The following is a 12,095-nucleotide window of genomic DNA, read 5'->3' on the forward strand; positions in this document are numbered from 1 at the left end:
TGTCACGGGAAACAAGAGAGAGTATCGCTATGTATCACCTTCGGGTTCCACAAACAGAAGAAGAATTAGAGCGTTACTATCAGTTTCGCTGGGAAATGTTGCGTAAGCCCCTGCATCAACCGAAAGGTTCGGAACGCGACGCGTGGGATGCGATGGCGCATCACCAGATGGTCGTCGACGAGCAGGGTAATCTGGTGGCGGTAGGCCGACTGTATATTAATGCCGACAATGAAGCGTCCATTCGCTTTATGGCCGTTCATCCCGACGTGCAGGACAAAGGGTTAGGAACGCTGATGGCGATGACCCTGGAGTCGGTGGCGCGTCAGGAAGGTGTTAAGCGCGTGACCTGTAGCGCCCGCGAAGACGCGGTGGAGTTTTTCGCCAAGCTGGGGTTTGTTAATCAGGGAGAAATCACCACGCCAACCACCACGCCGATTCGCCATTTTTTGATGATAAAACCTGTCGCCACTCTGGATGACATTCTGCATCGCGGCGACTGGTGCGCGCAGCTGCAACAGGCGTGGTACGAACATATCCCGCTAAGCGAAAAAATGGGCGTGCGCATTCAGCAATATACCGGGCAAAAATTTATCACCACTATGCCGGAAACCGGCAATCAGAATCCGCACCACACGCTGTTTGCCGGGAGTTTATTCTCGCTGGCAACACTCACTGGTTGGGGACTTATCTGGCTGATGCTGCGCGAACGCCACCTCGGCGGAACGATTATTCTGGCCGATGCGCATATCCGCTACAGCAAGCCGATTAGTGGTAAACCGCATGCGATAGCCGACCTCGGTGCCTTAAGCGGCGATCTCGACCGTCTGGCGCGCGGACGTAAAGCACGGGTGCAGATGCAGGTCGAAATCTTTGGCGACGAGACGCCGGGTGCATTGTTTGAAGGCACGTATATCGTTCTGCCCGCGAAGCCATTTGGCCCGTATGAAGAGGGCGGGAACGAAGAAGAGTAGCTGATGGAGAGGGGCGGTGCTGCCTCTCTCATTCTTTCAGGTCATTTACATCAGTCTCTGACTATTCCGGTTATATTGAATAAGAACGCTATAAATTTTTATTCTTCGTTGGCACCATACGTGTCTTGCTACATCACTGTTCAGGAGCATTTAAATATTATTTGTAGAGCTGAGTGGCAATTATCGCTGATAATGCTTAATTCATCATCTTACTTCAGGTTTGAGCGATTTTTGATAGCCAAAACCCCCTCTGGTGCCATACTTTTCTCATAAATATTTTTAAAATCTATAGCTAACAAACATTATGCAAAGATAATGGACTGGCATCATTATCAGTATCATTTATTTACTGCTCTGGATGTTATAAATAATTATGTTGCATTTTTGCTCTTAAACCGTGGGAAGGAGGCTGTAATGGTTGCCAATATTAATCTCATTAAACAAGAAAGTTATTCTATTGTTAATTTAGAAAAACAACTGACGAGTAATGAATCACCGAAGCAAACGCTATTAAATCATTTTTCACTTTGCCTTAAAATGGAAGGTGAGGAGCAACTGTGCGATTGTGTTAACGAACTGAAACTCGGGTTGTCGAGTAATAATGAATATGACCTGTTCAAAAATAGAGAAACCTCACTGTGGAAACGCAAAGTACCAGAAAGCGCAGCGCTGGCAATGACGGGAACAGTATATAAATTATTTGGTAGTCGCTTACTCAACGCCCGCAATCAGTTAGATAAAAACCTCCTCGAAATGGCTATGCAAATGGTTTATGGCAAAGATATGGTGACAAAGTCAGGGGATATATTGATTGATATACAATTAAATAAGGATGGCAGCCTCCAGAGTAAGCACTACACATTTGATGTAGGTGAAGTTATAAACCGTTATAATATTGACCTCTTTGTAAATGCCTCGAGTATTAATCAAACTTACTTACATGATAAAAATCCTGGTGACGTTATTAGCCTGTATGGCACTTTAGATAACGTTCCTCTTGTAGTAAAGGAATGCACCGGTAAAAATCATCAAATTAACGTTAAAGCCAAATTGCCACAAGAACGAAGTGAAAAAGTTGAGGATATGTGTGAAAGAATGAGAGGTGGCATCTCTATGTTTAATCACACTACAAAAACAGCTGGTAATATAGAGCATAATTTGCAGCTAAGTTTTCTCGTGGATTCACGACCGTCGATCACCAATAAATACTCAGCCAAAGATGTAAGTCCAGATATACTTACATTGCCCGTCAACGTATATCATGCAGATTTTAAAATTAAAATCAATAACGAAGTAGAGAAGGCTTCGTCAATTGTGTTATGTGCTGTGCAAAAAAATCTCCATGCAGCAAGGAAGGTTCTTAGCGGGATAATAGGAAATGTGCCCAAAAATAATAAACCAAAAACAATCATTTTTGATTTGCGTTTTCTTAGTGCAATTAAGCAGAAAGTTTTTTTTGGCAATGAAAAACCGTTGTTTGTAAAACATACCGCAATGATGAGGGAGGCATGCCAGGATTTACCGCAGCCAGTGGAATATATTCCTTTAGACTGTGAAGCGCATAGCCATCGCAGCGTCGCCTTTGCCAAAACCGTGGTTGCACCTATCATGGTGACAGGTGTGGGCGCTGCTTTAATGTATGCAACATCATCAGGCCCGTATTATGCGAAAAGTATTTCTGACTCTCCGGATATCGAGATGATAAAAAATCGTATGGCTGGATTATTTAACCACATGGGTAATTCTGTACAAACAAAATATCGGCCGGTTTTTGATAAATGGAATGAATTGGTAGATAAGTTAAACCACGAAAGAAATACAGTACCGTTTGCGTGTTTGACCACCATTTTAGCAACAGCGTTAAATGAAACCCCTGAGGGGGATACGAATGTTGCCGTTGTGATGGGGTGTAAATCTGCGAAAGATCGCACGATATCCATTGTTCTTGGCAACTCGATGTTGCAAACACTCATTGAAAAACGCCTCGCCGATGGTAGAGAAATTGAAAACCTTTTTGATCAACAGGGATATTTTAGTTGCGAGTCATTAACAGCTGAAGAATTAATGATGTTAAAAGACCTTTTTGATATTCGAGTTCTTCATCTCTCTAACAAATTTAATGTTGGGTTGCAAGGTAATATCAACACGGATGTTTTACAAGATTCGTTTTTTAAAAATGTCGATTTCATTCATGAATCTAACTCGTATACCGTAGGGATGGGAGTCTGAAGAGTAAAACTCATTAGAATTACCAGAATTCGGCCAATGCATTGCAAAAATGACATACAAAGAGAGAAGTGTGCAGGCACTTAGCCGCGAGGGGCATGGTTATGCCATACAGAAAGCACCAGCATTCAGAACTCCTGTGAAAGCGGCATAGTGCCGCCTGCTCAGGAGTTTTACTATGACCCGTAATCGTGCTTAACGTTACCATCCTATGATTCGATTAAAAAAACTCACCGTCGCGCTGATGATTGACGTCAATGCTATCGGATGATACCGGGGTGTTCCGGAAGGAATTCCTTGTTTCCCGAACTGTTACCCACAAAATTATAACGACGAGCAAGTAAAGACCGGTTGGCGGCAGCATTGACCGGTCTGTGATGGATGTTAAATTTCACCTTAAATCCTGGTGCTGTTAGGATGCTGACGTTTTTCGGGTACACCATTCAGATTATGCAAATGAAGACCCAATCAAAAAATAAATATCCCTGAATATAATATATTTATAGCACCCATATCTCATCCTGGGCGATAACCAAACCATTTTTGATTAACAAATGAAACAACTGCAACGTTCTTATTATTTCTGGAAAACGTCTCGCAAAAACAAAACAGCATGCAAAAATCCGCTTTTTTTAAATGATTTTTCGGCGTAATTTTCGCACATACATTAATGAGTAATATATGTAAGGTATTGGTAATGGTGATGAATACGGTTTTTCTTCATTTATCAGAAGAGGCAATTAAACGGCTGAACAAGCTTAGGGGCTGGCGTAAGGTTTCACGATCTGCAATTTTACGCGAAGCGGTAGAGCAATATCTGGAACGTCAGCAATTCCCGGTGCGTAAAGCAAAGGGAGGCAGGCAAAAGGGGGAGACAGTGGGTGTCGATGATCAGTGTAAGGAGCATAAGGAATGACAAAAAATTTTTTATTCTTGAATATAAAAAACCAGATGCCCTTATTCTGGTATTAATACAAGGTTGTTTTACTTGAACTTATAATAATTGCAACTGTTACATCATATCTGGAAAACGCCTCGCAAAATACGAGAGATTTTGCGGGAATAGCAGGTATCGTCACACCCTATGAGCTGTAATCCGGGCGACCTGCGCCACCCGGAAAACGTCAGAGATTACTCCCCTTCACCCGGAAACAGGAACGGGTTGATGGAACTGCGGGCGTAGCCTTCTTGCTCCATTCGCGCATCCAGTACCAGAGAGGCGAGGTCATCTGCCACGGCTTCAACTTTCGGCTCTTTTTCCTGATAAAGAATCTTCAGGTAAGTGCCGCAGTCATCGCAGCTTTCGGCTTTAATCGCGGCCTGTTCGTCATCCAGCGACCAGTAATGCAGTTTGCCGCTCTGTTCACAATTGCTGCATTTTACGCGCACTACGTGCCATTCGGTTTCACACAGGTTGCAGTGCAGATAACGCAGCCCCTGAGTGGTGCCAATTTGCACCATGCTGGACACCGGCATAGAACCACAAACCGGGCAATATTGACGTTGTTCGCCATATTCAGCGCGGGCTTTGCCGGGGATCAGATTGGCCATCTGCGCCCAGTAGAGCGACAGTGCGGCCCAGATAAACGGCGCTTTATCGCTGCTGACGGACGAGAAATCAGAGGCGAACAGCGCGCTGGCCATATCTTCCAGCTCCTGGCTTGATGCCTTCTCCAGATTCTCAATCACTGCCAGCGCGGGGCCGCTCATTTCAGGTTTCAGCTCAGCAATCATTGCCATCAGCAGCTTTTGCCAGTGCTTATCACGCGGCAAAACGTGAATATCCAGCGGTGGCTTGCCCTGTGCGCTGGCTTCTTTAATGCGCGCGGTCAGATCCATCTCCAGCGGATGGTCGTACAGCACCACTTCCTGGGCGTGGGCGATAAGCGCAGCAAAACGCAGGTAATCACCCAGCGGATTATTTTCTGCCAGCTCGCGCAGACGCTCGGCGCGGCGGTTGTATAAATTTTTGAGCCGAGGGAACAATAACGGCGGAATCATATCCGCCGTACGTTTCTCGCTCGAACCCAGCTCATCTTGCGGGATTATGCGAATACTCATTCAGCTTTCTTTTCCGTTGTCTTGCGGACCTCACGGTACCAGCGTGGGTGATGTTTCTTCGCCCATGCGCTAGTAACCCATCCTTCCACCATGGCGGTAATCGTGCCTTTCACCCAAAGGGCGGCGTAGATATGCACCATGATAACCACAATTAACGCCACTGCGGCAAATGAATGCAGCATTAACGCGAATCGGATCACCGGGATTGAGAAAGCAGGCGCAAAATAAGGACGCCAGATAATCACGCCGCTCACCAGCAGCAGAACCAGGAAAATAATCGCCGCCCAGAAAACGCATTTCTGACCGAAGTTATAACGCCCGGTATCACCTACTTCCTCGTTGACGACGATCTTACGAATATTCTTCGCCCAAAAGATATCATCCCGATTGATTAGGTTGTGATGCCAGTAACGGAAAAACATGATGATGAACGAGGCAAACATAACCACGCCGACAAACGGGTGCAGAATGCGCGCCAGCTGCGGTGTGCCCATGATTTGCATCAACCAGTTGAAGGAAGGGAACAAAAAGCCCAGCCCGCTCACCGCCGCCAGGATGAAGCAGAAGGCGGTGATCCAGTGGTTGATACGTTCCGGCGCGGTGTAGCGCACGATGGTGTCACGTCGTTTCATTTGCGCTCCTCGTCTTTCTCTTCGTGCAGATTATTCTCTTCCTCATCCGCACGGTTCGGACCGACACCCACGTAGTGGAAGATACTGGCTGCGAAGGTAGCCGCAAAGCCAACAGCTGCGAGCGGTTTCCAGATGCCTTTCCAGAATTTCACGGTTTCGCTGATTTCCGGGTTCTCCGGCAAGCCATGATACAGATTTGGCTTGTCAGCATGGTGCAGCACGTACATAACGTGTGTACCACCCACGCCTGCCGGATCGTACAGACCCGCATTGTCGTAACCGCGAGTTTTCAGCTCCGCCACGCGCTCGCTCGCCAGCGTTTTCATCGACTCTTTCGTACCGAAGTGAATCGCGCCCGTTGGGCAGGTCTTCACGCAGGCCGGTTCTTGCCCAACCACCACGCGGTCAACGCACAGCGTACATTTATAAACGCGGTTGTCTTCCGGGTTGAGGCGCGGAATGTCGAACGGACAGCCCGCAATGCAATAACCGCAACCAATGCACTGCTCGGACTGGAAGTCGACGATACCGTTGGCATACTGAATAATTGCCCCTTCCGCCGGACACGCTTTCAGGCAGCCTGGATCGGAACAGTGCATACAGCCGTCTTTACGGATCAGCCATTCCAGTTTGTCGTTCTGCTCCACTTCCGAGAAGCGCATCACCGTCCACGATTTGGCGCTTAAATCATTGGGGTTGTCGTACACCCCAATGTTATTGCCGACGGTATCGCGAATGTCGTTCCACTCTGAACACGCCACCTGACAGGCTTTACAGCCGATACAGGTGGTGACGTCGATGAGTTTCGCCACTTCTTCCTGGAAGTCCCGCGCCTGAGGCGCGGGGGTCAGACCGTTAGTCGCGGAACGACGAATGATATCTTGAGATTGATAAGCCATATGTCGTCTCCGTTACACCTTTTCCACATTCACAAGGAAGGACTTAAACTCCGGCGTCTGCGTGTTCGCATCACCGACGAATGGCGTTAACGTGTTGGCAATAAAGCCTTTTTTCGCAACACCTTCATAGCCCCAGTGAATCGGAATACCGATGGTATCGATATCTTTGCCGTTCGCTTTCAGCGTGCGAATACGTTTGGTCACCACCGCTTTGGCTTTGATATAGCCACGGTTGGAGGAGACTTTCACGGTATCGCCCTGGGCAATGCCAAGTTTATTCGCCAGCGACTCCCCGATTTCCACAAACTGCTCTGGCTGCAAAATCGCATTCAACAGCGCGTGTTTGGTCCAGTAGTGGAAGTGCTCGGTCAGACGATAGGTGGTTCCGACATACGGGAACTTATCGGCTTTACCCAATGCTTCGGCATCGTCTTTAAAGATTCGCGCAGCCGGGTTCGAGATAACGTTTGGATGCAGTGGGTTAGTTCCCAGCGGCGTTTCAAACGGCTCGTAGTGTTCCGGGAACGGACCTTCCGCCATCTTATCGAGGGCAAACAGACGCCCCATGCCTTCCTGCTGCATGATAAACGGCCCGACGCCACTGCCCGGAGGCGCTGCGCTGTAGTCCGGAATATCCCAGCCGGTCCATTTGGTGCCGTCCCATTTCAGCAACTGACGCTTCGGATCCCACGGGTTACCCTGCGGATCTGCGGAGGCGCGGTTATACAGAATGCGGCGGTTAAGCGGCCATGCCCATGCCCAGCCCAGCGTGTTACCGAGGCCAGACGGATCGGCGTTATCACGGCGCGCCATCTGGTTGCCTTCCGGCGTCCAGCTACCGGCGAAAATCCAGCAGCCACAGGAGGTGGTGCCGTCATCGCGCAGTTGAGCGAACGAGCTGAGTTGTTGGCCTTTCTTGACGATAACCGCCCCGGTTGCCGGATCGGTAATATCGGCCAGCGCCTTACCGTTGCTCTCCATCGCCACTTCTTCCGACTTCGGCTCATGCGGGATGGCGTAGTTCCAGGTCATGTTCAGCACCTGGTCCGGGTTCGCGCCACCCTGTTCGGCGTACATCTTGCGCAAGCGCAGGAAGATACCGGAGAGGATCTCGCCATCAGTCAGCGCAATCCCCGGGGCGTCCGCACCTTTCCAGTGCCACTGCAACCAGCGACCGGAGTTAACGATTGAACCGTTCTCTTCCGCGAAGCAGGTCGATGGCAGACGGAACACTTCGGTCTGGATCTTCGACGAGTCCACTTCGTTCAGCTCACCGTGGTTCTGCCAGAAGTTAGAGGTTTCAGTGTTCAGCGGGTCGATAGTGACGAGGAACTTCAGTTTCGACAGACAACCGATCACTTTGTTTTTGTTCGGGAATGAGGCAACAGGGTTAAAGCCCTGGCAGATATAGCCATTGACCTTGCCCTCTTTCATCATCTCGAAGTATTGCAGGACGTCGTAGCCTTTATCCCACTTCGGCAACCAGTCAAAGCCCCAGCTGTTTTCTGCCGTCGCTTTATCACCAAAGAAGGCCTTCATCATGGAGACGAAGAATTTCGGGTAATTGCCCCAGTAGTTAACCTGGCCTTCCAGCAGCGGTTTCGGCGTATTGGCGGCAAGGTAGGTTTGCAGATCGGTCTGCTTCTCGCTTGGCAGCGTCATGTAACCTGGCAGGCTCTGCGACAGCAGCCCCAGGTCCGTCAGCCCCTGAATGTTGGAGTGACCGCGCAGGGCGTTAACGCCGCCGCCTGCCATCCCCATATTGCCGAGCAGTAGCTGGATCATCGCCATCGTACGAATGTTCTGCGCACCAACGGAGTGTTGCGTCCAGCCGAGCGCGTAAAGGAACGAGGCAGTTTTATCGTGAGCACTGGTCTCTGCGATGTATTCGCAGACTTTCAGGAACGCGTCTTTCGGCGTACCACAGATGTTTTCAACCACATCTGGCGTATAACGGGAAACGTGCTGTTTCAGCAAGTTCCACACGCAGCGCGGATGTTGCAGCGTGGTATCGCGTTTGGCGAAGCCGTTTTCGTCCAGTTCGTAAGTCCAGGAGGATTTATCGTACTTGCGTTTTTCTGCGTCGTAGCCGGTGAACAGGCCATCTTCAAAGCCGTAATCCTCACGCACGATCAGGCTGGCGTTGGTATAGGCTTCGGTGTATTCGCGGTTGAATTTTTCATTGTTCAGCAGGTACAGCAATACGCCTGACAGGAAAGCAATGTCAGTACCGGAACGAATAGGGGCATAGTAGTCAGCCACCGCCGCCGTACGCGTAAAGCGAGGATCGATCACAATCAGCTTCGCGCCGTTGTGAATTTTGGCTTCCATCGCCCAGCGGAACCCGACCGGGTGTGCTTCAGCGGCGTTACCGCCCATCACCACGACGAGGTTGGCGTTCTTGATGTCGACCCAGTGGTTGGTCATCGCACCGCGACCAAATGTTGGAGCAAGACTTGCTACCGTTGGTCCGTGTCAGACACGCGCCTGGTTGTCGACCGCGAGCATACCCAGCGCGCGGGAGAATTTTTGCGTTAAATAGCCGGTTTCGTTACTCGACGCGGAAGCACACAGCATCCCGGTGGAGAGCCAGCGGTTAACAGTCACGCCTTCGGCGTTTTGCGCAATGTAGTTAGCATCGCGGTCTTCTTTCATCAGTTTGGCAATGCGATCAAACGCCTCTTCCCAACTGATTTGCTGCCATTTATCAGAACCTGGCGCACGGTATTCCGGAAACTTCAGACGGCTTTCGGAGTGGATGAAATCCACCAGGCCAGCGCCTTTCGGACAAAGTGCACCGCGGTTGACCGGGTGATCCGGGTCACCTTCGATATGGAAGATAGATGCTTTGGCGTTTTTTGCTCCGTCACCGAGGCTGTACATCAACAGCCCACAGCCTACGGAACAATAGGTGCAGGTATTACGGGTTTCGCGGGTGCGCAGCAGTTTATACTGCCGGGTTTCCGCGAGTGCTACGCTGGGTGCAAAACCCAGTGCCGCTGCCGTGGTGCCTGCCATACCGCCAGCGCAGATCTTAAAGAACTGCCTTCTGCTGACCTGCATGGATTGCTCCTTGTTTCGACATTGTCACGTCCCATTTACATTCGCTTGCTGCGTGTGCAGGGAGTGGGAGTTATTTTTCTTTGCGGAAGGGGCCGCAAAGGTCCAGAATTGGCTCAATTTCCCTCCATCCAGGAAGGGTTTGTAACAGAATACCATAATGTTGGTGTGTGTGTTCTTATCCGGTTAATAGAAAGTGAAAAAAACACAGCAAAAAGAAATCAAAAATGTGACAAATGTCACAGGTGTTCGTCAAATTGAGTTATGGCGGCGTGACGATTTACAACACCCACGGTTAGATGAGGTGGCGGAAGAGGTTCCCGTTGCGCTGGTCTACAACGGCATTTCGCATGTGGTGATGATGGCGTCGCCCAAAGACCTTGAATACTTTGCGCTCGGTTTTTCGCTTTCCGAGGGGATTATCGAAAGTCCGCGCGATATCTTCGGTATGGATGTCGTTCCTTCCTGTAATGGTCTGGAAGTGCAAATTGAGCTTTCCAGCCGCCGCTTTATGGGGTTGAAGGAGCGTCGTCGGGCACTGGCGGGACGTACGGGATGTGGTGTGTGCGGCGTGGAGCAACTTAATGACATCGGTAAACCGGTGCAGCCGCTGCCGTTCACTCAGACATTTGATCTCAACAAACTGGATGATGCATTACGCCATCTCAATGATTTCCAGCCAGTGGGGCAACTGACTGGTTGTACTCACGCCGCTGCCTGGATGTTGCCATCTGGCGAACTGGTAGGCGGGCATGAAGACGTGGGTCGCCATGTGGCGCTGGATAAACTGTTAGGCCGCCGGTCACAAGAAGGGGAAAGCTGGCAGCAAGGTGCGGTGCTGGTTTCCAGTCGTGCCAGTTATGAAATGGTGCAAAAGTCAGCGATGTGCGGCGTAGAAATTTTGTTTGCGGTGTCTGCCGCGACCACGCTTGCCGTAGAAGTGGCTGAGCGCTGTAATTTGACGCTGGTGGGCTTTTGTAAGCCGGGTCGGGCAACGGTTTATACCCATCCGCAGCGTTTGAGTAATTAATTAAAATAAGTCCTGTGATTTAGAAATTAAATTACAGGACTTATTCATTTTATGAATATTATCGACTTATTTATAAACAAAACGCGTGTAGTGACATTTTCTTTTTTCATTTATTATATTCACTCTCTTATTTATCTATTTATAAGGCAATTAAATGAAAAGGAATTTATTATCTTCCGCTATTATAGTCGCCATAATGGCTCTCGGTCTCACGGGTTGTGACGATAAAAAATCCGAAACAGAAACGCCCCCGCCCGCCAATAGTCAACCTGCCGCACCAACTCCTGAAGCGAGACCTACTGAAGCTCCCGTTGCAAAAGCAGAAGCTAAACCTGAAACACCTGCGCAACCGGTGGTCGATGAACAAGCGGTTTTCGACGAAAAAATGGATGTCTATATCAAGTGCTACAACAAGTTACAGATCCCGGTACAGAGCAGTCTGGCGCGTTATGCTGACTGGCTGAAAGATTTTAAACAGGGCCCTACCGGTGAAGAGCGTACTGTTTATGGTATCTACGGTATTAGTGAATCCAACCTCGCTGAGTGTGAAAAAGGCGTAAAAAGTGCTGTGGCGTTAACGCCTGCGCTGCAACCTATTGATGGCGTGGCGGTGAGTTATATTGATGCTGCCGTGGCGTTGGGTAATACCATTAACGAAATGGATAAATATTACACCCAGGAAAATTATAAAGACGATGCGTTTGCGAAAGGGAAAACGCTGCACCAGACATTCTTAAAAAATCTTGAAGCCTTTGAACCTGTAGCAGAATCTTATCATGCGGCGATTCAGGAAATTAACGATAAGCGTCAGCTTGCGGAACTGAAAAATATTGAAGAAACAGAAGGAAAAACATTCCACTACTACTCCCTGGCAGTCATGATTTCAGCGAAACAAATTAATAACCTGATTTCGCAAGAGAAGTTTGATGTTGATGCGGCAATGAAGAAAGTCTCTGAACTGGAAACGCTGGTGGCGCAGGCCAAAGAAGCGGATAAAGGCGGTATGAATTTCTCGTTCATTAATTCGGCAGACCAGTATCAACTCGAGGCTAAAAAATACGTTCGCCGCGTCAGAGATAAAGTTCCGTACTCTGACTGGGATAAAGAGCAACTTCAGGATGCAAACACCAGCTGGATGGTCGACGACTCATTTCCGCGAGCGTTACGCGAGTACAACGAAATGGTCGATGACTATAATCGCCTGCGTTAAATGTTT

General features: G+C 49.0%; 9 protein-coding genes and 1 pseudogene. 6 read left to right on the plus strand and 4 right to left on the minus strand.

All coding sequences use genetic code 11. From position 1 onward, the window contains the following. Positions 1-29: 29 nt before the first annotated feature. The 4 genes and pseudogenes from fabY to BEB54_RS15840 all read left to right on the plus strand — a co-directional run bounded on the left by fabY (position 30) and on the right by BEB54_RS15840 (position 4,113). Entirely contained in the window at positions 30-971 is a 942-nt protein-coding gene (gene fabY / locus BEB54_RS15825; RefSeq protein WP_157943793.1) for a fatty acid biosynthesis protein FabY, read from the plus strand. 414 nt (positions 972-1,385) lie between these two features. After that, positions 1,386-2,273 (plus strand): annotated as a pseudogene (locus BEB54_RS29340) (hypothetical protein); the annotation flags it as partial. A gap of 12 nt (positions 2,274-2,285) precedes the next feature. After that, positions 2,286-3,200: a transposase gene (locus BEB54_RS29345; protein ID WP_174633696.1), complete on the plus strand. Its 915-nt coding sequence runs from the start codon at positions 2,286-2,288 to the stop codon at positions 3,198-3,200. A 694-nt stretch (positions 3,201-3,894) separates the two neighbouring features. Further along, positions 3,895-4,113 (plus strand): CopG family transcriptional regulator, encoded by a 219-nt coding sequence (locus BEB54_RS15840; RefSeq protein WP_032185613.1) that lies wholly within the window; start codon positions 3,895-3,897, stop codon positions 4,111-4,113. Between the two features lie 215 nt (positions 4,114-4,328). On the opposite strand, the gene fdhE is transcribed toward BEB54_RS15840, so the two are convergent. The 4 genes from fdhE to fdnG are packed head-to-tail and all read right to left on the minus strand — an operon-like array spanning position 4,329 to position 9,852. Then, a complete protein-coding gene (gene fdhE / locus BEB54_RS15845) occupies positions 4,329-5,258 on the minus strand; it encodes a formate dehydrogenase accessory protein FdhE (RefSeq protein ID WP_000027715.1) in 930 nt (309 codons plus the stop codon). Further along, the gene (gene fdoI, locus BEB54_RS15850) at positions 5,255-5,890 is read right to left on the minus strand and encodes a formate dehydrogenase cytochrome b556 subunit (protein ID WP_000829013.1); all 636 of its coding nucleotides are present in this window, start codon (positions 5,888-5,890) and stop codon (positions 5,255-5,257) included. The genes fdhE and fdoI overlap by 4 nt, the downstream gene beginning before the upstream one ends. After that, positions 5,887-6,789: a formate dehydrogenase O subunit beta gene (fdoH, locus tag BEB54_RS15855; protein WP_000331377.1), complete on the minus strand. Its 903-nt coding sequence runs from the start codon at positions 6,787-6,789 to the stop codon at positions 5,887-5,889. Before fdoH ends, fdoI begins: the two co-directional genes overlap by 4 nt. 12 nt (positions 6,790-6,801) lie before the next feature. Beyond that, positions 6,802-9,852, minus strand: a complete 3,051-nt coding sequence (gene fdnG, locus BEB54_RS15860) for a formate dehydrogenase-N subunit alpha (protein WP_015953878.1) — start codon at positions 9,850-9,852, stop codon at positions 6,802-6,804. Between the two features lie 193 nt (positions 9,853-10,045). Here fdnG and fdhD point away from each other — a divergent pair, with 193 nt between their 5' ends. Continuing rightward, the gene (gene fdhD / locus BEB54_RS15870; protein ID WP_000753612.1) at positions 10,046-10,879 is read left to right on the plus strand and encodes a formate dehydrogenase accessory sulfurtransferase FdhD; all 834 of its coding nucleotides are present in this window, start codon (positions 10,046-10,048) and stop codon (positions 10,877-10,879) included. Between the two features lie 154 nt (positions 10,880-11,033). Then, positions 11,034-12,089, plus strand: coding sequence for a YiiG family protein (locus BEB54_RS15875; protein WP_105282231.1), 1,056 nt, complete (start codon positions 11,034-11,036; stop codon positions 12,087-12,089). Positions 12,090-12,095: the final 6 nt, after the last annotated feature.

Origin of the sequence: Escherichia sp. MOD1-EC6021 (assembly GCF_002965245.1) — a bacterium.
Lineage (GTDB): Bacteria > Pseudomonadota > Gammaproteobacteria > Enterobacterales > Enterobacteriaceae > Escherichia > Escherichia coli_F.